General features: G+C 36.3%; 25 protein-coding genes and 1 pseudogene. 6 read left to right on the top strand and 20 right to left on the bottom strand.

Going from position 1 to position 24,644, the window contains the following annotated elements:
* Positions 1-41: 41 nt before the first annotated feature.
* A complete protein-coding gene (locus ACH0CI_RS15970; protein WP_335706694.1) occupies positions 42-884 on the top strand; it encodes a sulfurtransferase in 843 nt (280 codons plus the stop codon).
* 75 nt (positions 885-959) lie between these two features.
* Here the strand turns inward: ACH0CI_RS15970 and ACH0CI_RS15965 are convergent, their stop codons facing one another.
* The 4 genes from ACH0CI_RS15965 to ACH0CI_RS15950 all read right to left on the bottom strand — a co-directional run bounded on the left by ACH0CI_RS15965 (position 960) and on the right by ACH0CI_RS15950 (position 3,259).
* Positions 960-1,604: a FusB/FusC family EF-G-binding protein gene (locus ACH0CI_RS15965; protein WP_406901878.1), complete on the bottom strand. Its 645-nt coding sequence runs from the start codon at positions 1,602-1,604 to the stop codon at positions 960-962.
* 135 nt (positions 1,605-1,739) lie between these two features.
* Positions 1,740-2,018: a CD3324 family protein gene (locus ACH0CI_RS15960; protein WP_285843091.1), complete on the bottom strand. Its 279-nt coding sequence runs from the start codon at positions 2,016-2,018 to the stop codon at positions 1,740-1,742.
* Between the two features lie 366 nt (positions 2,019-2,384).
* Complete coding sequence (locus ACH0CI_RS15955; protein ID WP_013056674.1) at positions 2,385-2,513, bottom strand: YuzL family protein; 129 nt, start codon at positions 2,511-2,513, stop codon at positions 2,385-2,387.
* Positions 2,514-2,578: 65 nt separating this feature from the next.
* Positions 2,579-3,259, bottom strand: a complete 681-nt coding sequence (locus ACH0CI_RS15950) for a class I SAM-dependent methyltransferase (RefSeq protein ID WP_029714870.1) — start codon at positions 3,257-3,259, stop codon at positions 2,579-2,581.
* Positions 3,260-3,363: 104 nt separating this feature from the next.
* Between ACH0CI_RS15950 and ACH0CI_RS15945 the strand changes: the two genes are divergently transcribed.
* Both ACH0CI_RS15945 and ACH0CI_RS15940 read left to right on the top strand, forming a co-directional pair.
* Positions 3,364-3,588, top strand: a complete 225-nt coding sequence (locus ACH0CI_RS15945; protein ID WP_013056672.1) for a DUF3892 domain-containing protein — start codon at positions 3,364-3,366, stop codon at positions 3,586-3,588.
* A 12-nt stretch (positions 3,589-3,600) separates the two neighbouring features.
* A complete protein-coding gene (locus ACH0CI_RS15940; RefSeq protein ID WP_013056671.1) occupies positions 3,601-3,747 on the top strand; it encodes a hypothetical protein in 147 nt (48 codons plus the stop codon).
* A gap of 302 nt (positions 3,748-4,049) precedes the next feature.
* Here ACH0CI_RS15940 and ACH0CI_RS15935 read toward each other — a convergent pair whose 3' ends face one another.
* The 3 genes from ACH0CI_RS15935 to ACH0CI_RS15925 all read right to left on the bottom strand — a co-directional run bounded on the left by ACH0CI_RS15935 (position 4,050) and on the right by ACH0CI_RS15925 (position 7,011).
* Positions 4,050-4,925 carry a helix-turn-helix domain-containing protein gene (locus tag ACH0CI_RS15935; RefSeq protein ID WP_014460489.1) on the bottom strand — a complete coding sequence of 292 codons (876 nt, stop codon included), beginning with the start codon at positions 4,923-4,925 and terminating at the stop codon, positions 4,050-4,052.
* Positions 4,926-5,173: 248 nt separating this feature from the next.
* Positions 5,174-6,265: a bifunctional diaminohydroxyphosphoribosylaminopyrimidine deaminase/5-amino-6-(5-phosphoribosylamino)uracil reductase RibD gene (gene ribD / locus ACH0CI_RS15930; protein WP_406901876.1), complete on the bottom strand. Its 1,092-nt coding sequence runs from the start codon at positions 6,263-6,265 to the stop codon at positions 5,174-5,176.
* Complete coding sequence (locus tag ACH0CI_RS15925; RefSeq protein ID WP_028413666.1) at positions 6,262-7,011, bottom strand: GTP cyclohydrolase II; 750 nt, start codon at positions 7,009-7,011, stop codon at positions 6,262-6,264. Before ACH0CI_RS15925 ends, ribD begins: the two co-directional genes overlap by 4 nt.
* Before the next feature lie 356 nt (positions 7,012-7,367).
* Here ACH0CI_RS15925 and ACH0CI_RS15920 point away from each other — a divergent pair, with 356 nt between their 5' ends.
* On the top strand, positions 7,368-7,691 hold the full coding sequence (locus ACH0CI_RS15920) for a winged helix-turn-helix transcriptional regulator (protein WP_014460492.1): 324 nt from the start codon (positions 7,368-7,370) through the stop codon (positions 7,689-7,691).
* A 118-nt stretch (positions 7,692-7,809) separates the two neighbouring features.
* Here ACH0CI_RS15920 and ACH0CI_RS15915 read toward each other — a convergent pair whose 3' ends face one another.
* From ACH0CI_RS15915 to ACH0CI_RS15900, 4 genes are all read right to left on the bottom strand, one after another.
* The gene (locus ACH0CI_RS15915; protein WP_098626766.1) at positions 7,810-9,021 is read right to left on the bottom strand and encodes an MFS transporter; all 1,212 of its coding nucleotides are present in this window, start codon (positions 9,019-9,021) and stop codon (positions 7,810-7,812) included.
* Positions 9,022-9,294: 273 nt separating this feature from the next.
* Entirely contained in the window at positions 9,295-10,350 is a 1,056-nt protein-coding gene (locus ACH0CI_RS15910) for a tartrate dehydrogenase (RefSeq protein ID WP_028413668.1), read from the bottom strand.
* A 149-nt stretch (positions 10,351-10,499) separates the two neighbouring features.
* Positions 10,500-11,999 carry a glucose-6-phosphate dehydrogenase gene (gene zwf / locus ACH0CI_RS15905; RefSeq protein ID WP_335708022.1) on the bottom strand — a complete coding sequence of 500 codons (1,500 nt, stop codon included), beginning with the start codon at positions 11,997-11,999 and terminating at the stop codon, positions 10,500-10,502.
* Between the two features lie 125 nt (positions 12,000-12,124).
* Positions 12,125-13,036 carry an AEC family transporter gene (locus tag ACH0CI_RS15900; protein WP_028413669.1) on the bottom strand — a complete coding sequence of 304 codons (912 nt, stop codon included), beginning with the start codon at positions 13,034-13,036 and terminating at the stop codon, positions 12,125-12,127.
* A 256-nt stretch (positions 13,037-13,292) separates the two neighbouring features.
* Here ACH0CI_RS15900 and ACH0CI_RS15895 point away from each other — a divergent pair, with 256 nt between their 5' ends.
* Positions 13,293-14,810 (top strand): alpha/beta hydrolase, encoded by a 1,518-nt coding sequence (locus ACH0CI_RS15895; RefSeq protein ID WP_406901872.1) that lies wholly within the window; start codon positions 13,293-13,295, stop codon positions 14,808-14,810.
* Positions 14,811-14,833: 23 nt separating this feature from the next.
* Here the strand turns inward: ACH0CI_RS15895 and ACH0CI_RS15890 are convergent, their stop codons facing one another.
* Both ACH0CI_RS15890 and ACH0CI_RS15885 read right to left on the bottom strand, forming a co-directional pair.
* Positions 14,834-15,013, bottom strand: a complete 180-nt coding sequence (locus ACH0CI_RS15890; RefSeq protein ID WP_081732878.1) for a hypothetical protein — start codon at positions 15,011-15,013, stop codon at positions 14,834-14,836.
* A gap of 119 nt (positions 15,014-15,132) precedes the next feature.
* Complete coding sequence (locus tag ACH0CI_RS15885; protein ID WP_228123063.1) at positions 15,133-15,822, bottom strand: DUF421 domain-containing protein; 690 nt, start codon at positions 15,820-15,822, stop codon at positions 15,133-15,135.
* 136 nt (positions 15,823-15,958) lie between these two features.
* Here ACH0CI_RS15885 and ACH0CI_RS15880 point away from each other — a divergent pair, with 136 nt between their 5' ends.
* Positions 15,959-16,588 (top strand): NUDIX hydrolase, encoded by a 630-nt coding sequence (locus ACH0CI_RS15880; protein WP_406901870.1) that lies wholly within the window; start codon positions 15,959-15,961, stop codon positions 16,586-16,588.
* 4 nt (positions 16,589-16,592) lie between these two features.
* On the opposite strand, the gene ACH0CI_RS15875 is transcribed toward ACH0CI_RS15880, so the two are convergent.
* The 7 genes and pseudogenes from ACH0CI_RS15875 to ACH0CI_RS15845 all read right to left on the bottom strand — a co-directional run bounded on the left by ACH0CI_RS15875 (position 16,593) and on the right by ACH0CI_RS15845 (position 24,200).
* Entirely contained in the window at positions 16,593-16,991 is a 399-nt protein-coding gene (locus ACH0CI_RS15875) for a PaaI family thioesterase (RefSeq protein WP_098626762.1), read from the bottom strand.
* A 113-nt stretch (positions 16,992-17,104) separates the two neighbouring features.
* Positions 17,105-18,772: pseudogene (locus tag ACH0CI_RS15870) on the bottom strand (type IA DNA topoisomerase); the annotation flags it as partial.
* Positions 18,773-19,008: 236 nt separating this feature from the next.
* Complete coding sequence (locus ACH0CI_RS15865) at positions 19,009-19,734, bottom strand: hypothetical protein (protein ID WP_406901868.1); 726 nt, start codon at positions 19,732-19,734, stop codon at positions 19,009-19,011.
* Positions 19,735-20,283, bottom strand: coding sequence for a hypothetical protein (locus tag ACH0CI_RS15860; RefSeq protein WP_406901867.1), 549 nt, complete (start codon positions 20,281-20,283; stop codon positions 19,735-19,737).
* Positions 20,280-21,140, bottom strand: coding sequence for a ParA family protein (locus ACH0CI_RS15855; protein ID WP_406901865.1), 861 nt, complete (start codon positions 21,138-21,140; stop codon positions 20,280-20,282). The genes ACH0CI_RS15860 and ACH0CI_RS15855 overlap by 4 nt, the downstream gene beginning before the upstream one ends.
* Positions 21,141-21,860: 720 nt before the next feature.
* Positions 21,861-23,312 (bottom strand): diadenylate cyclase, encoded by a 1,452-nt coding sequence (locus tag ACH0CI_RS15850; RefSeq protein WP_406901863.1) that lies wholly within the window; start codon positions 23,310-23,312, stop codon positions 21,861-21,863.
* A gap of 33 nt (positions 23,313-23,345) precedes the next feature.
* Positions 23,346-24,200 (bottom strand): ParA family protein, encoded by an 855-nt coding sequence (locus tag ACH0CI_RS15845; RefSeq protein ID WP_406901861.1) that lies wholly within the window; start codon positions 24,198-24,200, stop codon positions 23,346-23,348.
* Positions 24,201-24,644 lie beyond the last annotated feature (444 nt).

The following is a 24,644-nucleotide window of genomic DNA, read 5'->3' as shown; positions in this document are numbered from 1 at the left end:
ATTTATTTCAACTAGAATTTTGGTAAAAGGATGTGAATGTTATGAACACTATTATTTCACCGGCTGACTTACATACTGCATTACAACAACCTCAACACTCCGTTGTGTTGCTTGACTGCCGATTTACCCTTGGAAAGCCTGAGGCAGGCGCAGATGCTTATCAGAATGAGCACCTCCCGGATGCTCATTATTTGGATTTAGAAAAAGATTTGTCCTCTGTGGCTACTTCTCACGGAGGCAGACACCCGCTGCCCGATGTTCAAAAGCTAGCTCAGAAGCTCGGCAGCTTAGGAATTAATGCTGATTCAAAAGTCGTCGTTTATGATGAACAAAACGGAATGATGGCTTCAAGAGCATGGTGGCTACTGCGATATATAGGAATTAAATACGTCCAAATTCTAAATGGAGGTTTTAATAACTGGAAACAATCAGGATATGAAACAACGAAGAGCGTTCCAGCAGCTTCTCCTCAAACTTTTGTACCTTTCATTCAACAAGATTGGGGACTTGTAGGAGTTGAATACGTAAAAGAAAATCTTCATAACCCTAATGTTGTTCTTGTCGACTCTCGTGAAAAAAAGAGATATCTCGGCTTAGAAGAACCCATTGATTTTGTAGCAGGACATATTCCAGGCGCCATTCATTCTTTTTGGCAAGATGTCTTAACTTCAGAAGGTTTATGGAAAACAGATAAAGAGTGGAAGGAGATGTTTTCAGCTATTGATTCTCACGCTGAAATCATTGTATACTGCGGATCGGGTGTATCTGCCTGCCCTAACGTTTTGGCTTTAAAATCAGCCGGTTTTCCAAATGTAAAATTATATGCCGGCAGCTGGAGCGATTGGATTAGCTATCGTGACAATCCCATTGAGAAAAACAGCTAGACAAAGAAGGCTCAGTCTCACCAAAAGTATAGAGACTGAACCTTCTTTTTTTGTATTTTTCTTATTAGCCGCATGCTATTTACTGAGCCTCAACATAAAGTCATGAAGCCGATCTAAGGTAAGTAAATTTTGATTACATGCTTCGCTATCTTGACAAATATAATTTCCTCGTTGGGTAAATGTTCCTTGAACAGTTCCTTTGATTTCAGCAGTGAACATACCGACTTCTTCGTAGCTGTGACAAAGTGTGCATATTCCCTTCTGGTTGATAGGCTTAAACGTTCCTTGAATACCTTTTAGCTTTTGAGTATAGAGATCCTGCGCTACGATCAACTTTCTGTTTGAGCCTTTATCAATCCAGCTAATATAGGAAATGCTCGTTAGATCAATGCTATCAGCAGAAGGAACCTTTAACTTTTTCACTTTCGGAAACAATTTTTTCACGCCAGCTTCTGTAAACGATTTAAATGGAATCACGTAAGGCTTTATCGTTTCTAAAAACACTTCTGCTTGTTCCTTAGTTCTAACTTCAGCAACTGGTAGCAGCAATTCTTCCTGTTCCTCGCTAAGAACATCAAACGCATGTAAGACTTTTTCTTTTGCAAGAGCTTTTAAGGCCAGCAGTACATCGGAATTATTCACTGTTCCATGCCCATTGATAAGGATTTGCGTTTGGCTTTTGATAAAGTTATATTGATCATTTCTTATAAACGTTTCCACGTTCTTCACTCCTTCTTCATTTAATCAGCTACTTTTTACTTTACCGTATGGACTCCTCTTACGAAATGTAAAAAATAAATCAGAATTAAACTCTACCTAAAAAAGCGCGGGCATTCAGCCGCCAGCGCTTGATTTTTACCGTTGCTTTTTGTATACAATTTTTTTGATGGTTTCGGTTGATAAGAAGTATTCACGGGCTAGTTCTTCAATTGAAGTTCCTTTTTTAAACAACTTCTTAATACGTTCGTTTCGTTCATCGATCAACTTTCTTCCACCAGAGCAAGTTCCCCATTTTCTTTTTGCCTTCTGCGGCTTTGGAATATAAATGGTTTCTCCTTGAATGTATTTTTGAATTTCACTAATCAGCTCTTCAGGTAAAATATTTGTTGCTTTTACATACGTCATTTCTGCCAGCTCCTTATGTGATTTTGCTTATACAATAAGGGGCAAAGCCGTATATATTAGAAATGAGATATGCTCGGTTAGGCGATGTATCTTACTAAACCGTCCACCCCATGCAAAGTATCGCCTTTCTAATATCAGGCTTTGCATGAGACGCTGCAGTATCCGGTAAATATCTTTTATTTACCATTTATTACACCTCCGCTTTACATCGAATGTAAACCAAGCTTGTAGAAAATTACAATTATTGGCTCAAATTTTATTATAAGCTATCTATAATCTTGCACACAACACCTTCTTACTTATAAAGATGACACCATAAATAAAACGAACTTGCAGTGAGCTCGTTGTTCTCCCTGCAAGTTCGTTTTATTTTTGTTATGAACGCTTCTGTTTTTTGTTAGCTGAACTGCTTTGAACACCTTGTTCAGAAGTGGTCGTCCCTTGTCCTTCTACATTTGGTGAACCTAGCTCTGATTTTGAGCGGTCTTTTTTAATTTTACTCATGTCACTCACCTCCAGTTTGTAGTGTACCCTTTGTACAGCTACATATAAGGAGACGCATGCTGTTTTTATTGTTTCTTGAGCATAAATAACCATAGAAACGTTAAGGCTTGTTTTAATTCCTGTGGGAGCTGTCCAATCAACTTATCTGTAACATTTCGCTTATATACACCTTCGCCATCAATTACTTCCCATCCATTTTCTTTTGCAAGCTGTTCAAACTCCCACGGCATCATCGTATTGCAAATAACGTCTTCCCCATATAGTCTTTGATAACTATTGGTACGTGGCTGAGCAGTTGGCCCAAGAATACCTACACATGCATATCCTCCTCGTTTTACAACTCGGTGCAATTCCTTCAGAGCTAATCGCGGGTGCTCAGTCCATTCTAAAGCGTTGATTACCATAACCCCTTCTACTGATTCAGAAGACAGCGGGAGCTTCATAATATCAGCTTGAGCAAACGACAAGTTTTCACTTTTATGCAGCTCAGATGCTTTTTGAACCATTTCTTCTGATAAATCAAGACCGATTGCTTTATATCCAGAAGCTGCTAGAAGAGAAGTTCCAAACCCATCACCACAGCCGACGTCTGCTAGCAAAGCGCCTTTTTTAAGATGTTTTTGAATAAATGGAATCACTGTTTTCCGACTTCCGTTTTTCCACATTTCTTCACTTCGGCTATTCCAAAATGATACTTTTTGATTCCACTCGTCTTGAGCTTGATCATGCCAATTAAATGTTGTCATTTTTTATCCCCTTTGCACTCTTTTCTTTACCTTATCACTTTTTATAATGAATAAAAACGACTATTTCAGCAACCATATAGATATAAAGGAAGGTGTTTATGTGTATGAAAGAACGTTTCGTTGCAGTACGTAAAAATGCAGACGGTGACCTCTTAGAATTCCAAACGGCTTCAGGAGACGTTTTAACCTATGAAGAAGCGTTAAAGAAAGTAGAAGCCGGGGACGTTGAGCATGTGAGTACCTTTGTAGGGAAAGACGGCGGTACGTATATTCGCAGCATTCCTGATCATGACAAAACAAATAATCTCGATGCATTGCCATCGTTTTAAAGGAGAATGGATATGACAAAAAAGAATAACAAAGGAAGCGCTAATCAAAGTAATCCAAAAACACAGCACCACCTTGTAGAAATGGGTGAAGAAATTTCAAGCGGGGATAATTCAAAGGGAAACAAACGCAACAAAGATCAGTCAAGTAAAACACAATAAAAAAAGCCGTGCTTTTTAGCACGGCTTTTTTATTAATGTTGGCTAGGAAGACCTAATGTTGAAAAATCTCCTGTTGCGACGCTTGTTCCAACTGAAGCAACACCTGCTACTAATGTAAACGCTAATGCCATACCGACTAATACTTTTTTCATAATTTTTTCCTCCTCTTTCTTTGATTTGACTCTAGTGTATCACAGGATAAAAGTAGATGAATTCCTTTCTATCAGCATTTATCACCTTAAAACCATGGATTTCCTCCATTTTGATAGAAATTTCTCAAAAATTATAATGATAGGAATATTTTAAACAAATAGAGCTTCAAGTTCTTTTTCTACTAGCTTGACGAATCGCTCGTTTCGCTGCAAGGTGAAAATGGTCATAGACTTTTCCATATATTCTTTACCTTGTTCAATTTTTCCTAATTTGATTAAGCTCTCTCCTGCTTGGTAATGAAGTTCTCCAAATAAATACATTGATTCATTACTAATGCACAAATCGATTCCTCGGTTGCTATATATCAATGATTCATCATAGTTACTCATATCTCCAAGCGTTTTGGCAAGTGCATTTAAAATTCTAATTTTTATATTTTCGTCTTTTGTTTGGGGCAGCTCATTTAAGCTTTTGAGTGCTGTTTGATATGTATCTAGAGCCTGTTCATACTCTTTCTCTTCATAAAGAATAATCCCAATGCTATTTAAAATTTCAATTTCTCTTTCTTTATAAAACGTTGCTGATTGCTTAGTAAGCTCGATCGCTTGGTACATTTTAGACAGCGCATCTTCTTTGTTGTGATGAATGTAATACACGCAAATACCCTCGTGCCACATTAAAAACTGCTTGTTCAGCGGGTTTTGAAACAGGGGACTTTCTTTTTCTTTTACAATGATATTATGAATAGCATCATAATCTCTCTGACGAATATATTGACGAATTAACGATTGAACCGCATCTACGTAATCAAGCCGAGGTGATTCTACACTATCAAAAAAGTAGTTAACATCTACGCCAAGGCGCTTAGAAATTTTATAGAGGGTAATGCTTGATGGATATTCTTCACCGTTTTCAATTTTGCTGATCTGCGCTTGTGTACAAATGTCTCTTGATAATTCTTGTTGTGTCAACCCTGCCATTTTGCGAAGATCTCTCATAACACTCCCAATTCTATACTCTCTCATCTCTTTTCTCACCCTTACTTTCACATAATATATTCTCTCTATAAACATATAGTGCTTTTATTTAGATAGTCAACTGTAAACACGTTAAAAATTTATACACTGTTCCGAAATTGACCATTCCCTATAATAGCAAATTAATCTATAAGAGTAAAATAGTGTATTATTTTTCTTCTCTAAAAAATCCGAACGATAAATCGTTCGGATTTTCCTTCAACTAACATATTTTTGTTCCAGCCTCATTTACATTTTCATTTATAAACAGGATATCCAACAAATTTAAAGTCTTTACCGATTGAAATAACAGAAAGACGCTCCACGTTCACTGCATCCCACATCTTTTCTACGCCTTTTCCTTCTAGAAAAGTAGGAGCTTCTTTTCCTCCTGAAAGCTTTGGAGCCATATACAGCACCAATTTATCAATTAAACGATTTTCTAGAAATGCGGCATTCACTTCGCCGCCTCCTTCAATTAAAAGAGACGACACAAATTTCTCACCTAGTATAGAAAGCATATCTTCAAGATTTACTTTGTCCTCACCGCTTGTGACAAATACTTCGACGCCTTGTTTCTCAAGCTGTTCTTTTTTTTCTTTTGAATAGCCCTGACTTGTAAATACCCATGTTGGGGCTAAAGAATCCGTTGCTAGCTTGGAATCAAGGGGCATACGCAACTTCGAATCCATCACAATACGAATCGGGCTTCGGCCGCCTTCGATGCGAGTTGTCAGCTCGGGGTTGTCCTTAATGACCGTGTTCACCCCTACTAAGATACCCGCCGTTTCATGACGAAGCTGATGTACATCCAAACGAGCTGCCTCAGACGTAATCCACTTGCTGTGAGAAAAAGCAGTAGCTATTTTACCGTCTAACGTAATCGCTGACTTTAACGAAACAAACGGCTTCTTCGTTACAATATACTTATTAAAGACTTCGTTCATTTGACGTGACTCTTCTTCACATACACCTGTTATGACCTCAATGCCTGCTTTTTCTAAAATTTCAACTCCATTACCTGCTACTAAAGGGTTGGGGTCTAAAGTTGCTATGACCACTTTTTTTATACCGGCTTCAACCAGCGCTTCAGCACAAGGACCTGTACGTCCGTGGTGTGAACAAGGCTCTAGCGTTACATAAGCAGTCGCTCCTTGTGCTTGTTCGCCAGCCATTCGCAGCGCATGAATTTCAGCGTGAGGCTCTCCCGCTTTTAAATGCGTACCGATTCCAACGATTCGATTATCGTTTACAATGACAGATCCTACAAGCGGATTTGGATCTGTTTGTCCTTTTGTTGCTTTTGCGTTTTGTAAAGCTATATTCATATAAAATTCGTGATTGATCAAAGAAGAACCTCCTCTTTTAAGTGTCCTGAACGTTTAACTTTGGTGTCTAGATACTTTTCATTAAACTGAGATACATCTCCCCAAAGTGGAACGCGCCCTGATAAAAGTGCACCGTTTTTCTCAAGTGCGATTAGCTTTTTCGGATTATTCGTAATCAGCGTAACAGGTTTTTGACGCAGCACTTTTAACACACTGATGGCCTCGCTATAGCTGCGAGTATCATCTTCAAATCCTAACCCTTCATTCGCCTCTACCGTATCAAATCCGTTTTCTTGAAGAACGTATGCCATTGCTTTGCTGAATAGGCCAATGCCGCGTCCTTCATGATTTGCTAAATAAAATAGCGCTCCGCTTCCATTTTCGACAATCATTTTCATCGATTGTTTTAATTGAAAACCACAGTCGCAGCGTTTGCTTCCGAATATGTCTCCCGTATGGCAGATACTGTGCATACGAATGAGTGCCTCATGCGATTCTTGAAAATCTCCGTACACAAGAACACTCGATTGCTGCATGTCAGCTAAATTAGCTCCTTGCATTTTTTCAATAAGCTCTTCCGTACTTAAAGATCCTTCTTTTACATTATCAGAACGCAACCATGAATACCAACTAAATACTTGTGTCTCTCCATCTAGATTCACCGGAAGCGTGATAGGTCCTACTATATAAATAAAATGATCATCATTTTTTACTACATTAATTTTATCTTTTAAAATTGAAACAACTTTTTCGTTAATCACAGTCATTTCCTCCTCTTATGTGTCTTTCACTTATCTACTCTTTTCACATTTTGCTCAATCTCTCACATGAACAAATATTTTTTCTAGCACTTCACTACATTTATCTTTTTTAATTGATGTATTAGATTACTAAAAGTAAGTAACTTTACTTGCTTAAAGTATTATATGACGATACATTTATCTTGTAAAGCTTTTATGTTCTCTTTGTTACTTTTAGTAATTAACTTATTTAATTATATAAATTATATAATTAAAACATAAAAACGTAAAGTAATTTATGTTCTTTAAGTAATTAAATTACACAACACTAGATAAAATGCTGACTTTGTTTTATAATATAGGAAGAGAATGGAGGTAATAACATGGACGGTTTAGCACTCTGCCCGCGTTTTGAAAAGGCTGTTACTATACTAACGAAACGTTGGACGAGTTTGATCATTTTTCAGCTACTTTCCGGCTCACAGCGGTTTTCTCAAATGCAAGAAGCACTTCCAGTAAGCGGAAGGCTCTTATCCGAGCGCTTAAAAGAATTAGAGCATGAAGGAATCGTCATTCGTACGGTTATTCCGGAAACTCCTGTTCGAATCGAGTATTCGCTATCCGACAAAGGATTAGCACTGGCGCCGGTAATTCAGGAAATTCAGACATGGTCCAGTGAGTGGATTACAAAAGAAGAAGTGGAATAAAAGAAATCTCTAAAGAAATCAGGAAGGCTTCAATATCGATGTGCTCACAGTCGTTTTCTTTAGAGCTCCATAAATAAAAAAGGCATGCTCCCCTTGAGCACGCCTTTTTTTATTTATATTATTTTCCTAATGATTCATTTTGAGAAATAATACGCTGTTTCTGGCTTTTTCGGCCGTGCAATACAAGGTATACTGCTATAGCTAAAAGAGCAACAATGGAACAGAATACATACATTCCTTTATATCCGGCTGCTGTAGATAAAATACCTAATAAAAAGGACCCTAACCCCATTCCAGAGTCAAAAAACACAAAAAACGTAGCCGTGGCGACACCTCGGCGATGAGGAGAAGCTTTTTTTACAGCAATGGATTGAAAACTTGATGTAATCGTTCCAAATCCTAATCCAATCAATGCTCCAGCTAATAAAAACACCCAGCTTGTTGTCGCTTGGCTAAGCAAAAAGATACCGATAGCTAGAGATAAAATGGACGGATATACCACGCTGTTTTCTCCGTATTGATCAAACCATTTTCCAGTAAAAGGTCTAGAAGCTAATAAGCACACCGCGTATACAACAAAGAAAAAGCTTGAAGCTTGCGTAAAGCCCATTTCTTTTGCATACATAGACACAAACGAAATAACACTTGCATATGAAAAAGCTACCACAAGGCCAGCAACAGAAATAGGCAGCGAACGGTATTCAAAAAACGCCGCAAGACCTTTAGCTGGCTGTATTTTATTTGTTGCAGAAGAAGCTGGCTCCACCTCAGGTACACGAAGTACTAAACTGCATAATGCTGCTAAAACAGAAGATACAATCGCAACGGTAAAGACCACTGTATGACCCAAAGTATTTGTTAACGTTAAGCCTACAAACGGACCCACTACCATCGCTAAATTCATGAACGTCGCATAGTATCCCATCCCTTCTCCTTTTCTCTGTTCAGGGATTACATTTGCAACAATTGCTCCTGTAGCAGTTGTGCTCATTCCAAAACCAATACCATGAAGCACACGCAGCAGCAGCAGCGCTGATAATGAGTGGATATTCATATATAAAATAGAACCAATTAAAAAGATGAAGACACCTATTAATAGGACTTTCTTTTGTCCTAATGTTGTCATCCACTTACCGGCTAGCGGTCTGAACACAATGCCGGAGACTAAAAAAATTGTCACAATTAACCCTAAGCTTTGCTTACTTGCATGAAGTTCATCCGTTGCAAACAGCGGCAATGTGACAGTTAACATATAAAAAATGACAAAAACAAAAAAGCTAGTCAGTGAAACCGCTAAAAAATCTTTTGTCCATAATTTCGATTTCTGCATGATTTTCCTCCTTTTATCTTTTCATTCGTACCTATTTATTAAAACAAACTAAAGCATAGTCCATAAATAATATGTATACGAATTATCTCAACTCAAACTATTATAGGGTTCATATATGTAAGTGTCAACATGTATTTATCGATTTCATTTTTCTATAGAAACAAATCGATAAATGAAACCTACATTCACCATCACAATGAAAAAATCCGAACGATTAATCGTTCGGATTTCCCTTCAACTACATTACTTTTATCCCAGCCTCTTTTAGAAGCGTCACTTTTTTAAATGAGAAATAATTTGATCCGTTACTTCACCAGTAGTTGCACTACCTCCAACATCTGGTGTAATGATACCCGATTCCGTCACTTGCTCAATAACCTCTAACAAATGACTGCCTAATTCTTGTTCACCGAAATGATCCAACATCATTTTAGCCGTCCAAATCTGTCCGATTGGATTTGCAATTCCTTTTCCGACAATATCAGGTGCAGACCCGTGCACCGGTTCAAACATCGAAGGATATTTTCCGTTCACATTAATATTCGCAGCAGGAGCAACGCCAATACTCCCCATAATAGCAGCTCCGATATCTGTTAAAATATCTCCAAATAAATTGCTTGCCACAATGACATCAAAACGACTTGGATTTGTTACGAAGAAAGCCGCCAGCGCATCGATGTGCTGGGAATCTGTTTCAATATGAGGATAACTCTTTGCAACATCTTGAAACACTTCGTCCCAAAACGGCATGGAATGAACAATTCCGTTTGACTTCGTGGCGCTTGTAACTTTGGCTTTTCTTTTAGAAGCTAATTCAAAAGCATAGCGCATCGCTCGTTCTGTTCCTTTTCGAGAAAAAACCGCATTTTGAATCGAAATTTGATCTTCTCCTTGATATATCCGGCCTCCTACTTCACTGTATTCCCCTTCACTATTTTCACGAACAACAATTAAATCAAAGTCTTTTGGGTTCGTTAGTGGAGATGCGATGCCTTTTAGCCTCTTGGCCGGACGAATATTAATTACCTGCTGAAATTCTCGACGAATCTTAATAAGCAGACCCCATAACGACACGTGGTCTGGCACAAGATTTAAATTTCCTACGGCTCCTAAAAAAATTCCGTCAAAGTCTTGAAGCTGCTGTAGCCCATCTTCCGGCATCATTTGTCCGTACTTCAAATAATAATCACAGCTCCAAGGAAATTCTGTAAATTCAAATTTTAATCCCCCGTGAAGCTCTGCAATCGTATGAAGAACTCTAACTGCCTCTGGAACAACTTCTTTCCCTACTCCATCTCCTGGTATATTCGCTATTTTTAACGTTTTCATCAAAAGTCCCCCTGCGTCTTTTTATATAGATCTATACACAATACTTCATGCATTATACTCTTTTGATTATACGCAGGGAAAATAATCATCTCAAGAAAATTCAGAATATACAAACTGTAAAAAAGACATCCCTCAAAGAGATGTCTTTTTCAAATCGGCAAAAACACTCCAGGTGCTTCCCCATGTTCATCGTCATCGAGCCACCATTTAAAGCCTTCCTGTGCAACTAATTTTTGTGCTTCTTCAGGGCCTTGTGAACCAGATGGATATTCATAAAGCGGCAGCATATCAGCTTCAAATGCATCTAATACTGGCTGTACCCACTGCCAAGATAGCTCTACTTCTTTCCAATGGGCAAAAAATGTGGAGTCGCCGATTAATGCGTCGTAAATAATTCGTTCATATGCCTCCGGCACACTTTCTTCTTCTCTTGAAAACGTAATACGAACCGGCTCAATCACACCATTTTTTAATGGATTTTTGCTATTAAGCTGCAAAGCGACGTTTTCGCTTGGGCTAATTTCAATAATAAATAAGTTTGGCGCTACTTTATCATAAGGAGTTTCATACAGACCTTTTAACGAATCTTTAAATTCAATGACGATACGAGTTGATTTTTCTTTCATTCGTTTACCCGTTCGAATATAAAAAGGAACACCTTTCCAAAATGGATTATCAATCCATAAGCGAGCGGCTACAAACGTGTCATTTTTAGAGTTTGCTTCTACGCCGGGCTCTTCTTTGTATCCTTTAACAGATTTGTGATCAATTTCTCCGCTTCCGTATTGTCCTCGTACAACATCGCGAGCTACTTCTTGTGCTGGAATTTTCCTCAGTGACTCCATTACTTTTTGCTTTTCTTCTAAAATGTTTTCTGAGCAAATTCGTTTTGGAAGATGCATGGCTGTCATCATGAGAACCTGCAGCATATGATTTTGAATCATGTCGCGTATGGCTCCCGTATGATCATAATACCCTGCACGATTTTCAACACCGACTGTTTCACTTGCCGTAATTTGGACATTCGCAATGTGTTTGTTATTCCACAATGATTGCAGTACGGGATTCGTAAATTCAAGCGCTTCTAAATTTTGCACCATCGGTTTACCTAAATAATGATCAATTCGATAAATTTCTTCTTCTTTAAACGTACTGCTTAGCTTTTCATTAAGCTTTCTTGCAGAAGCAAGATCATGTCCAAACGGCTTTTCAATCATAAGACGCTTCCAGCCGCTCGTTTGGTCTAAGCCGCTTTTTTTTATATGCAGCGCAATTACATCGAAGTATTCTGGTGCTACGGACAAATAAAACAAACGATTTCCTTTACTTCTATGAGTTGTTTCTTGCTCATTCACAAGCTTTAGCAGCTGTTTGTAATCTTCTGTTTTGCTTGCGTCTACTGCTTGGTAATGGAAGAGCGACAAAAAATCTTCCTCGTTACTTTCCATTTTCCGTCTTGAAAAATCGTTTATAGATTGCTTTACACGTTCTTTAAAATCCTCATGAGATAGCTGCTCGTATCCTGATCCAATAATAGAAATAGCATCAGGGAGCTTTTTGTCTGTAAATAAATTATAAAGAGCAGGAAAGATTTTTCTTTTTGCTAAATCACCCGTTGCGCCAAATAAAACAAAAGTTAAGGACTCCACTTTTTTTCCTCCCGTCAGGTTGTATGTATGATGGATTTTCTCTTCTCCTAGCTTACCTCTGTTTATTTGTGAATATCCTTTTTTCATCAAAAAGGACGCTCACAAGTGCGAGCGTCCTTTGTTATTCACATTAAAATATTTGTCATTCCCCACAGCAGCAAAAAGCTCAGCAGAATCGTCATATTTGAAACGGTTCCGACAAATTTCTGATCGTATTTGAATTCTACTGCGTAAGGTAAAACGGATCCCGCTACGGGTAGAATGAAACAAACCAAGATTGTGTACCGGAACATATCTTCGAATGGAAGTAAGAAAAACAGCGCAATTCCTACGCCAAGTCCGATCACGTAGCGAATGCTTAAAAACATGATGATTTTTTTCAAGTAGCTTTTTTGGAACGAAAAATTTAAATATACGCCTAAAAGCAAAAGAGAAAGCGGCATATTCGCTTTAGAGATAATACCTGAGACGTCTAATACATATGCTGGTAAATGAAGGCCTATAATCGCAAGAAGACAAATGATTACATAGGTCAGAAGCGGCATCGATTTTAATACTTTGTATAAAATCTTTTTAAATTCAATATCAATATCGTCCCCTGAATAGTAGCTGCCAATTACATAGCATAAAACAAAAATAACAAAAGCATTTCCGACATCAAACATACCAAAGTATTTAAGCCCTTCTTTTCCCCAAATGCCTTCTACTAACGGATAAGCAAACATTCCAATATTAAACCCTGGAATCATCATCGTCAGCATGCCTTTCACCTTTCGCTCATCTTTTCGAAAAACAAAAATTCCAACTGCAGCTAACAGCAAGCCATAGACAATCCCAATAACTAATAGTAAAATAAGCGATCCATCAATTTTAATACTGCTGAATGTAACAATAATCAAGCAAGGCATTGTAATATTAAAAATAATTCTTGCTAAAGCTTCCCCGTCTTTTTGCTGAAGGAGGTTTGTTCGTTTTAGTATGTATCCTAATAGAATAATTGTAATGGAATACAAAAACTGACTGTTAAAGCTACTCATGGACCTACTCCCTTACCTTCTTTTATACTTATTTAATCGATTGTTTTACCCTGTCTTTTTTAATCCTTGTTTCATTATAATATAAGCAGCCTAAAAAGAAACTAGAGAATTGGATGCAGTTTACCTATTTGTCAGACAAAAACAGCTTAGAAACAAACGCAAAAACTTTCTTCTAAATTAATTTTAAAACAGGACATTTTTCTTTTTTATGGAATTTACTTAAAAGGTATGAGTATTTTCATGAGGAGGAAGAAACGTGAAACGAAAAATGATAGCGCTTACTTTTTCTGCTGCTCTTTGTTTTTCCGCTTCAGCATCTCTTGCTGAAGCTGCTAACAAAACAGATGTCATTCCAAATGCTGATCAGTCAGCAGAAACCTATTTTGACGGAGCGAACGGGAACTGGCTGACGACTAAAAACCCGGCTCAATATCAGCAGGCTACGCTCTATGGAAACATCGGGCTTACTCCTTATAACTGGGGAAAAGCTGAAAATGAATCAGGCTGGTATCGAATCAATCAGCCCGCTGCGGTTAAAGGAACGCAAGTAAATGGAATTTTTGAAGACGCTCAGTTCGTCATCCGGGTTCCTGATAACTGGAATGGAAAACTTGTGGTAGCCGGCATTCCTGCTACGCGCAACGAAACGTCCACCGATTTATTATTCAGCGATTACGTTCTTAAAAAAGGCTATGCGTTTGCTGCAATTGATAAAGGAACACAAGGAGAAAGTGACCCTACCGATCCTTTTGCTAAAGTAAAAAATGCACTTGCTAACGATGACGACAGCGTGGCAGAATGGAATATGCGCTATCGTCAAATGACAAAAGCAGCTCAGCAATACTTGACTACTCATTATTCAGACAAGCTAATCAACCCGGCTAATCGAAAAAATCCTGCAAGCGATTTGATTCGAAACGACCATAAAGTACCCACGTATGCAATTGGCATTTCAAACGGCGGATACGTCGTCAGATACGCACTTGAGCACGATGATCCAAAACAAACAAAAGAGCCTCGTTTATTTGATGGAGGCGTCGATTGGGAAGGCGTATTGTGGAGTTCAAAAGCGCCAAATTTAATCAGTTCACTAACACCTGTTGTCAACAACGCGGAGGAAGCGCTGTACGGAACGGGAAAAGAGCAGAAAAAAGCGATTAAACAAATGTATAAAGCCGGCCTTCCGAAAGGATCAGAAAAATTGTGGAGTTATCATGATCAAGTGTACTGGGCGGTCACTTTAAACATTTACCGTGACCACTTTGATCCGACAGCTCCAGGAAGAACAAACTGGCACAACTATTTAAACTTTACTTCATCAGGCCTGCGCGACCGTTCATGGGACTACATCTTTGAAAACTATCGCTATCAAACCCGTCCAAAAAGCGTAAAAGAAAATGTAGCAAAAGTAGAAAATACGGGCGATATCGATGTGCCTCTTATCAGTATGACTGGCTCTCTCGATTCACTTATCTTCCCGTCTATTCACGCCGAAGGCTATGAAAAACTCGTTAAAAAAGCTGGCAAGGCAAATCTTCATCGCCTTTATACTGTGAAAAACGGAAATCACGTTGATAGCTTAGTGTGGAATAAACAAACGGATCCAAATCAAGAGCTTCAGCCCCTGCTTCCATATGCTCATCAATCTTTTGATTTGTTAGTAGACTGGGTAGAAAATAAAAAAGCAGCGCCTGCAAGTAAAGATATTAAAGCACCAAAAGACAGCCTTAAAGTCATCGACATAAAATCTGGACGAGAAGTAGATCCCCGCTGAGGCTGAGACATAACGAAATGAATTCAGCCTAAAGGCGAACAAATGAGATACATGAGCTGGACTGCTTGTGACACCGAAGTTGATTTCCGTGCAAGACTTCGCTTTCTGCGGGCGGCCGCTGAGCCTCCTCGTCGCTTGCGCTCCTGCGGGGTCTCACCTGATCCGCTTTTTCCGCAGGAGCCTTTACCTTGCCCTCCAATCAACTGCTAGAGGGAACGAAACAGATAAAACGATATGTACCATCACAAAAAAACGAACCACTATTCAACATGTTGATTAGTGGTTCGTTTTTCACTTGGGCTAAAATACGTTTGTCCTAGCCTCAGTCTTCATAATAATCAAGATAGAGATGACCCGCTGAGTCTGCTTGCCCTAAAAATACTTTGTCGACTGCAGCACCTTTCTCTTTGAGCTGTTCTTTAACCCACGCTACGCTATACCCCAGCTCATGAACCGCTTCTTTCATTATATTTCCATCCATGATAATCGTTTGAGGTAATCTTGTATGTTCTTCTTTCAGTACTAAATCTTCACGCGTAACGTTCTGCTTTTCTTTTTTTAACAGCACGCTTAATTCGCCGTTTGTTTCGAGCATGGCAAAAGCTACGTCTTCCACATAAAAGATGTCTTTTTTCCGAAGCTGTTCCATGAGCTCATCTACGGTATATTTTTCTTTTTTTACATTTTCCTCAAGAATTTTTCCTTCTTTAATGAGGATCGTCGTCGTCCCTTCCACCGCTTTTCGAAAGCTAATACTTTTTAACGATACGTTTGAGACAAAAATAAGAAACGATGCCCACACTAAAATCGCGACTACCCCATGACTTGCCTGTAAATCTACGTCCATTGAAATGGTTCCCGCAATATCTCCAATCGTAATGCCAACGATATATTCAAAAAAAGAAAGTTTGGATAACTGTTTTTTTCCTAACAGCTTTGTAATAAAAAACAAGCCAAGTAAAATCAGCACCGAACGAAGTACTACTTCCATCCAATGATTCAACGCATGCACCTTCTTTACTAAAATTGATGTATCTTTTATTTTGTGCATATTTGTATGTATCAAAGCAGATTTTCATCTTCCATTATTTACATACCTTTCACGGCAGGTTAGAGTAGAAAGAAGTAGGAAACAAATTGGGGGACTTATGATGAACGATGAAGTGTTAACCATATTTAACAACCAACAGCAGCGCATAGGAACAGCGTCTCGCAAAGAAGTTCATGAAAAAGGCTATTGGCACGAAGCGTTTCACTGCTGGTTTGTCAGCCGCGAAAATGATATAGACTATATTTATTTCCAAATTCGCAGCGAGCAAAAGCAAGATTACCCCGGTGCACTCGATATCACAGCTGCCGGACATTTGCTTCATACAGAAACCGCTGAGGACGGTGTAAGAGAAATTCACGAAGAGCTCGGCGTCAACATTTCATTTGATGAATTGCTTCCTTTAGATGTCTTTAAATACGAAGTATCTCAGCCGCACTATGTTGATAAAGAATTTGCACATGTATTTTTATACTACAGCTCTCACCCTCTTAGTGCGTTTACGTTGCAGCAAGAAGAAGTATCAGGCCTTGTAAAAGCTCAGTTTTCTCACTTTTGCGAACTGTGGCTTGGAAATCAAACAGAACTGATCATTGAAGGGATAACAAATGAAAAAGAGTCAATTCACCGTACAGCACATAAAAGTGAATTTGCTCCCCATCCCAAAGCTTACTATAAAACAATTATTGCATGTATTAGTCAGCAGCTGAATTCAGCAGAAAAAGCTTAGAATCCTAAGCTTTTTTTGCTGAAAAAATCATATATGTTGCACTGCCAAGCGCAACAAGCTTGCCGCTGCTGTCTTCAATTTTCACTTCTCCAACAGCAAGCGTTTTGCCGCGGTGAGACAATGTAGACTTTGCAACTAAATATTCGCCTATACCCGGCCTTGTGTAATTTACTTTTAACTCAACTGTACTGGCACTTTCCTCCTCAGAAAGAGAAGAACGCACAGCCGAACCAACAGCCGCGTCGATAAGCGTGGCAATAACGCCTCCATGAACCGTTCCTCTTCCTTGCAGAAGCTGCGGTTGAATCGTAATTTTCAACTCTGCATATCCTTTTTCAAGCAGCGTTTCTTCAATGCCAATATAATCCCAAAACGGAATCATCCCTTTACTCGTTCGTTTCATTAATCTCATCCTTTACATAAATAAGCTATGTAAGAGCTTCTAGAAAAGCTGGAGAATTCCTGTTTCTTCGCATGCAAAAAGCGCTTGCTCTTTAGCAAGCGCTTTTTATTTCTCTACTTTTCAAATAAAAACTGCACTTTGTTTTCTTTCCATTCTAACTTCGCATTAAAGGTCTTATCACCTTTTTTAAAGTCTTCAATCAAGTCTGTCTGCCCTTCGCTTAACAGTTTTTTTAAATTAGCCTGCGTGACTGTTTTACCCAAAATCTTTTTCGATACGGTAAATGTACATTTTGTTTTTGCATAGTTTGAGCATCCGTAAAATGAACCTTTATCGACTACTTTTCCGTCGCAAAGCTTACATGGACCAAACGATTTAGAGGAAAAACTTTTACCTTTTCCCTTACCTTTTCGCTGAATGGATTCAGTGTCGTATCCGCTGAAATTCCACTTGCTTTCTGCTTCGACAGCGTCTTCGATAATTTTAGCTGAAAGTTTCTTTGTTTGTTCCATAAAAGTAGCGGCCGATGCTGCTCCTTGCCCAATTTCAGCTAAACGCTGCTCCCACTTAGCCGTCATTTCTGGTGAAGCTAAAATTTTATCTCCAATCGCGTCAATCAATACCTTTCCTTTATCAGTCGCAAACACTTGGTTTTTTTTCACATCAATATATTTACGATCTTTAAGCATTGTAATGATTCCAGCGCGCGTAGCTTCTGTGCCTAACCCTTCTGACTTTGCTAGAATTTTCTCCAGCTCATCGTTATCTAAATGCTTACCCGCTGTCTTCATCAGTGTAATCAACTGACCTTCGGTGTAGCGTTTTGGAGGCTGTGTTTTGCCCTCTTTTACGTCTACCTTAATAACTTTACCTTCTTCGCCTTCTTGAACATTCGGAAGAATGACATCGTCGTCTTTCTCATTTTGAAAAATTACCTTGCGCCAGCCTTCTTGAATTTGCTGCTTTCCTTTTGAAATAAAAGCTGCTCGCTTTTCCACAAGTGTCGTAATCGTTGTGTAGTCGAAAATCGCTTTTTCGTAGTGTGCCGCAATTAGCCGTCTTACGACTAAGTCGTAAATTTTCTGTTCGTCTCCTGACAGTTTGCTCGGGTCCTTCACTTGTTCCGTTGGAATGATCGCATAGTGATCGCTCACTTTTTTTGCATTTACGTAGCGTTTATTTCCTAAAATTGAAGCATACGGAAGCGGAAATAAATGTTCATATTCAGAAAAAGCACTCAGCTTTTCTAAAATCTCAGGAAACGTTTCCGCTTCGCCTTCTGTTACGTAGTTTGAGTCTGATCGTGGATAAGAAACAATTCCTTTCTGGTACAGCCCTTGCAGCACATCAAGCGTCTTTTTAGGTGAAAACTTAAACGCTTTATTCGCCGTTGCTTGAAGTGATGATAAGTTAAATAATAAAGGCGGCTGGAACTCTTTTCGCTCCGTTACGAGTTCATGAACTTGTGCGTCTTTTCCTTCGCAAAACTGAGCAATTTTATACGCCATTTCTTTTTCTTTAAGACGCGACTCTCCGTCTTGATGCCATTTGCCTTCATACTTTTTTCCTTCAATATCAAACTTAGCAAGCACTTCCCAAAAAGGCTCTGATTTAAAATTATCAATTTCCTTTTCACGTTTTACAATTAAAGCAAGCGTTGGTGTCTGCACGCGCCCTGCAGAAAAAACATCTGACATGCCATGCTTTTTCAATAAGATGCTATACACGCGTGAAGCATTCATCCCAACGACCCAATCCGCGCATGCTCTTGTATAGGCTTCATCTGCTTTATAGGTACGTTTTTTTACGGGCTTTATCAATAAATGTATGTACTGAAATCTTATACATAATAATGCCCAGTTATACTTGGGCATTATTATGTATAAAGTTTCTCATAAAGATAAGCTAAGATATTTATAAATATCTTAGCTTATCTTCACTAACTTTAGGCCAATACTTCAATATAAACAAACTAATTTTTAAAAAACAACAGTTATAGCCTTTAACTCTTATTTTATCACGAGATTTGAAGTCTTTGCTTTACTTCATTTCTTTCGTCAATCTCAAAAATTTCAAAGATTGCATCAAAGTAGGTTTTTTCAACCTTTTCAACCCAATTTTTGTCTACAGCAAAAAATATAGAAATTATTATTTTTAAAATATTTTTTTGGTTTCTCAAAAAAGTATTAAATTTTGAGCTCTCTAACTCTAATACTGAAGATATTTCTGAAACGTACGTTATTGTTTCTACTGAATGTATGTCTGAGTGAACATATTTACATAAATCACTCCATGTCCTTTCAACACTATCTTTCTGCATAAAACTTATTTCTTTTAAACCAGGAAAAGAATACAGAAATTCCCTATATTGTAAACCATTTAAGTTATGCTCATTATTATTATGCAACGTGTTCTCAATAGGGTGGAATTCATAATATAAGAACTTAAAACTAGATTCCATTGCAGCGCGCAATGATGTCATTCCAGCATTTTTAAATCCTAGAATTAATAACATTTCACATTCAATTAAATTTGTCATGATGTAATTAATATAAGTTGAGTTAAATTCACTTTCACAATAGTGTTTCATTATATATACCGGTAGCATAGTTTTATGTAGCCTACGACTATTTACTTCCAAATCACCACTTATTAATAACTCTTTATTTACTAAATTATTATACATTTCTTCAATAAATGCATTTCTTTCATCTTTAATTTTTTGACTATGAAGCGCACTCAATTATCTTCCTCCTTTATAAAGTATTTTTTTCCACTCTTTATAATTTGAAGGAATATTTATAAACAAATATTTGGAAATGTCATAATAGACTTTGTTCTGCTCTTTTAAGCTTAATTCCCTAATTTTATTAAAGTACCAATCAACTATTCTATCTCTTCCAGTACTTTTGGTATCATGCATAAACCCAGTAATATTTGATAAAAATATATCAACCTCTTTTGTCGTTTTAAATAATGACTTTGAGAGCATCATTATTTTTAGTAACCAATCAATTTCAACTAAATTATCAGTATCTTTTACATCGTAGAGAATGGTATGTCTTAATTTCGGCATTAATACATCGAAACTAAAATCTTCTATTACATTTTTCTTTATTTTTGATTTATTATTTTTTACATAACTAACATTTAAAAAATACTTTATACTTTCCTTTTCTAGTATTTCATTCAATTCCTTCCTTTCTTGTACAGATAGGTTATTGATTTTTTTATCTAGTTTTTCCAAATCATATACTATATTTTTTAAGTGATTTTTATGATTATCTATCATATACTCACCGCCGTATTTAGTTTTGATAAGAATTCAACAGTGAAATTTTTGAAATTATTTTTGAATTTTGCTGTGGCACCAGTTTCCAATATATAACTATTACCAAAAATACCTCTAGAGTAATATTCATTATATAATATTTGATTTCTAAAAACATTCCGATGTTCTCTTATAATTTCGGCTTTTACACTTGTTACGTATTGAATACTATCATCAACCATTGTAAAGACAATTCCTAAAGGTTGTACTTTATCCTCATCTGAATTGGCATTATTATGTGATGCAATTTTATTTAATAGCATTGGGATGCCTCTCGCTGAGAAAGGGTCTGGTTTAACTGGAATTAATACATAATCACTAGCTTTAAGTGCATTATTTGTTAATACAGAATATGTTGGACTACAATCAACTAGGATAATATCGTACTTATTTTTCTTATTTTTTAATATTAACTTTAATCTATCTTCAATATTACTCCCGCCCGTTCTCTCTAACACAGAGGATAATTCCAATTCTGATGGAACTAAATCCAAGAAGGCACCAGTTTCATACGATTTAACACTACAAGTCATGTCTTCAAGTTCTAACAACTTCTTCTCCTTAGAATTGGGAGGGATTGGGCCAACAATACTTCTAATATCTGTAAATATATCAGAAATTACCCGTTTAGTTTTCCGGTGATCGGCATATTTTTCATAATTTACTAGTCCACCAGATGCGTTAGCCTGTGGATCAAAATCTACTACTAAAACCTTTTTGTTATGTAAAGAAGAAAGGGTATGTGCCAAATTAATAGTAACTGTTGACTTCCCCACTCCGCCCTTCATATTTAGTATTGAAATTACTTTGGTATCCATCTAAATTCCTCCTCATATTATAGAAAATATTTTTATTTTTTATAAAATTCTTTTTAACTTATTTTAGCATTTAAATTACTAAATAATCCATAACAATAAATCTTTTTTACTAACATACTATAAAAATTCTCTAAAAATAATTCTTTTAACCTATTATTAATGCTTCTTCATCTAATGATTACAATTATATAAACATGTGCTCTTAATATTTTTTTGGAATTTTGTTTCACTCTGAACCCAAATTAGAGTATTTTTAAAATTATTAAATTTAATATAATATCCCAAAACCCCCTTTTACAATTTCGCATGTTGCTTAATATTTTTAGTTCTATAATTAAGTTAACATTTATATTAAGAAACAAAGCTACTTAATAAGAAAAAAAGATTCACATCAACTTATCGATGTGAATCTTTTTTTCTTGCTTAAGGTAATACTATTTTAACAGCTCCTAAAAAGTTATATATTTTCAAGTTTTATCTTCCCGTTTTGGAGTTATAGTATTTTTAAAATTATAGTGTAGTGTTCCGAAGCTTGGCTATTCATAACGTTAAATGTAAATCTTTTGAATTATTCTTTTTTCATTTTTGATAACTAGTTTATGAATTTGACTTTAAAGTCCTTTGACATGTTATACTTTAACTTACTATAATCAAAATTATTAACTTTGTAATAGCATAAGTTTAAAGTATCAATTAAATTATTCTCCCATATAAACTGCCTTAATTTACTTGGTCATCATAAAAAACTAGGTTAGCATACTTGTCCTCAGACACCACTACTAGCAAGCAATTTCCCTTACGAGTGTCTGAATATTTTACTGCTGAATTATACCGAGAACCTCTAGTTGAATCCCCATTTGATGTTGCAATCCCATCTAATATAGTGCCTATTGCATGGACCCGTGCTTCACAATCAACTAATACGGCTCCATCTATTACAGATACCATTTCCATCATTTCTTGTGTTAATTCTATTGGCTTCACCTTGGTGCATTGTGCAGAAAGTCGATTAGCTTCTTCGGCTGCCTCACCTGATATCACTAATATAGTACCTTTCTTTTGCCCTTTTGCAGCCTCCACTAAAGCATACAATCTAGGGATAACATCATCTTCGATTTCTTCAAATACTTGTTTAATAACCTGAATAAATTCCTCGCGTTCAATAGGTACATCTTTTATACTAGGTTGCCCATTAACAACTTTTAACATAGGGATTGTGTGGTGCAATTCCCAAGTATAATGAGTTTTAAATTTTATAAGAAACCTATCTTCATGATTAGGATTATACAAACCTTTTGACTTTCCAAATCCATACACTACTATACCATCACTTAGCAGTTGGAATTCATCTTCATTAGAGATTTCTAACAACTTCCTTACAGCCTTACTATCAGTTAATTTTACAGGCGAATCTAAATATAGAATACTCTCTACGTTGGGGTGATTCTTTGGCGTTAGAACCAATTCTCCTACTCCTTCATTTCCTTCGTACCTTAAAGCAGAAATAGAATTTAAAGACTCAAAAAGATTTAAAGGGACTTTATTTTGTACAAATGAATAAGTGACTCTTTTCACTAAATTTTCACATGCTCTTCTAAAAACTAAGTTTAAATCTATTTGGAAATCTTCATCTTCTCCTTTGAGAATATCTTTCAATGTGTAAACACACTGTTTTAAGTATTCATTTGTTATTGCATTTAATAGGGAGTTATTATCATTAATTACTCCTCTATTATAGGTTTTTATGAGCTTATATTTTGATTCATAGATTTCTTTTTCAAATGATAAACTCAGAAAAAAATATGTATTTTTAACCTCTACAAGGGAAGAATAAAAGTATACTCTATGAAGGTCCATTATTGTGAATTTAGTGTTAAAGGCATTTAAAATTGCCTTTGTCTCATCTTTAGAAAACGATTCTTGTTCACTTCTTTGAGTAACTTCCATAAGCTGTTCAGAAAATTGTTTAATCTGCATGAAATCCATGTCTATTTTAATATTTTCTGGATATATGTAGATTTCGTTAGTGTTTTTATAGACTTTAACAATATTCAAATTTGGAGCCAGCCTAAAATCCAGCTCCTCGAATATTTTGTAAGCCATCGTTTCAATAGCCAAAAAAGTCTTTTTTTCATTTTCGTCTAGTGCTAAGCTAGTCCTAGTTTCCTCCATACAATTCTACCTTTCCACTATTATTCAAGATAACTATATTTTAGATTTATTAATAATCTCTAGGGCTGCTGCCCTTATTGGTGTTGTCTTCATACTATATCTCATTGAATTTGTATCAAAGAATAGAGGTATACCTGTATCATACAAATCTGTAAGTAGCTTCAAACTAGATGGTAAAAAACTATCAAAAATCGGAATTTCCATTTGTTGAATATCTTTTATATATTTCTTATCTCTTTCTATAGGTTCACCACCATACATGTTTACTCTGTTGAATAATACTCCTAGCAAAACTGGTGGCTCTCTAAAGTAATCAGTACAAGTAGATCTGATATAGTCTATAGTAATAGGTATCCCTAAAGTAGAAATATAGCTAGGATGAGAAGGTATGACGTAACAATCACTAACCAAAATTGCTAATTTGTTAATAAAGTTTAGAACTGCCGAGCAATCTATTAGTATAACATCGTAACTGCCTTTTAATTTATCCATTAAATTAGATAATTTTAAGATATGCTGTTCCTCTAAAGAAGTTGAAATCATTTCAAGGCTAGAAATAATTAAGTCTATTCTTGAAGAAGTTGAAAAATTTTGTATATCTTCATTTATTGACTTAGGATGTAATATAATATCTTTAATTTTATCGCCATTTAATGCTTCTACAGCGTCAAAATCAGTATTAGTCAAAAATTCAAGGATTGTATTCTTATTATTAACTTGTTTAATATATTCATCGGTTCCTAAAAACCCTAAACTTAGATTTGCCTGAGGATCTAAATCAATTATCAATACCTTTTTCCCCATTATTGCTAGTTCCATCGCCAAGTTAGATACTACCGTTGTCCTACCCACTCCGCCTTTAAAACTAAGAAATGAAATTACTCTCATGAAACACCATCCTATTAGCACTATTTTAAAGGGTTAAGTTTCTCCAAAAAACAATAAAAAATTCACATAGTAATAGTATAACTGTAACAATTAACTTCAACTATAAAATTAATTGTTACAGTTATACAGTACAATATAAATTATCTAAATCATCCTTAACCAAATCTCCTTATTTACAATTATTGAAATTCTGTATGGGAGTGCACCTTTTATCAATTTGTTCCAACAGAATTGATTTAATGTTTTTAATTTCAAGTGATTTTACCATTTTAAGAGAGCTGGCTTTTACTTTACTAATTGCTCTCTTATCACTCCTCTAATATTAGCTAAATTGCTCAACGCTGCGTAAATGGTACTATTCAAAGAAACATTAACAGAATTTGAATTTTTATTTAAACTTATCTTTTTATCTTGAATTGCAAATGAAATTATATTATTTATAAT

The organism is Priestia sp. 179-F W1.4 NHS (assembly GCF_045369295.1).
In the GTDB taxonomy this organism is placed as follows: Bacteria; Bacillota; Bacilli; order Bacillales; family Bacillaceae_H; genus Priestia; species Priestia zanthoxyli.
The sequence above is the reverse complement of the archived record's forward strand: the minus strand, read 5'-3'. Positions and strand labels throughout refer to the sequence as shown.

Bases quoted from the DNA above. Each gene is read 5' to 3' on its own strand.
- ACH0CI_RS15950 (WP_029714870.1), bottom strand. From the start codon at position 3,259: ATGACAACATTTAATTGGCATGATCAAGCTCAAGACGAGTGGAATCAA.
- ACH0CI_RS15910 (WP_028413668.1), bottom strand. From the start codon at position 10,350: ATGAAAACGTTAAAAATAGCGAATATACCAGGAGATGGAGTAGGGAAA.
- ACH0CI_RS15955 (WP_013056674.1), bottom strand. From the start codon at position 2,513: ATGAGTAAAATTAAAAAAGACCGCTCAAAATCAGAGCTAGGTTCACCA.
- ACH0CI_RS15880 (WP_406901870.1), top strand. From the start codon at position 15,959: ATGATGAACGATGAAGTGTTAACCATATTTAACAACCAACAGCAGCGC.
- ACH0CI_RS15920 (WP_014460492.1), top strand. From the start codon at position 7,368: ATGGACGGTTTAGCACTCTGCCCGCGTTTTGAAAAGGCTGTTACTATA.
- ACH0CI_RS15855 (WP_406901865.1), bottom strand. From the start codon at position 21,140: ATGGATACCAAAGTAATTTCAATACTAAATATGAAGGGCGGAGTGGGG.
- ACH0CI_RS15850 (WP_406901863.1), bottom strand. From the start codon at position 23,312: ATGGAGGAAACTAGGACTAGCTTAGCACTAGACGAAAATGAAAAAAAG.
- ACH0CI_RS15940 (WP_013056671.1), top strand. From the start codon at position 3,601: ATGACAAAAAAGAATAACAAAGGAAGCGCTAATCAAAGTAATCCAAAA.
- ACH0CI_RS15935 (WP_014460489.1), bottom strand. From the start codon at position 4,925: ATGAGAGAGTATAGAATTGGGAGTGTTATGAGAGATCTTCGCAAAATG.
- ACH0CI_RS15945 (WP_013056672.1), top strand. From the start codon at position 3,364: ATGAAAGAACGTTTCGTTGCAGTACGTAAAAATGCAGACGGTGACCTC.
- ACH0CI_RS15970 (WP_335706694.1), top strand. From the start codon at position 42: ATGAACACTATTATTTCACCGGCTGACTTACATACTGCATTACAACAA.
- ACH0CI_RS15860 (WP_406901867.1), bottom strand. From the start codon at position 20,283: ATGATAGATAATCATAAAAATCACTTAAAAAATATAGTATATGATTTG.
- ACH0CI_RS15875 (WP_098626762.1), bottom strand. From the start codon at position 16,991: ATGAAACGAACGAGTAAAGGGATGATTCCGTTTTGGGATTATATTGGC.
- ACH0CI_RS15925 (WP_028413666.1), bottom strand. From the start codon at position 7,011: ATGACTGTGATTAACGAAAAAGTTGTTTCAATTTTAAAAGATAAAATT.
- ACH0CI_RS15845 (WP_406901861.1), bottom strand. From the start codon at position 24,200: ATGAGAGTAATTTCATTTCTTAGTTTTAAAGGCGGAGTGGGTAGGACA.
- ACH0CI_RS15915 (WP_098626766.1), bottom strand. From the start codon at position 9,021: ATGCAGAAATCGAAATTATGGACAAAAGATTTTTTAGCGGTTTCACTG.
- ACH0CI_RS15900 (WP_028413669.1), bottom strand. From the start codon at position 13,036: ATGAGTAGCTTTAACAGTCAGTTTTTGTATTCCATTACAATTATTCTA.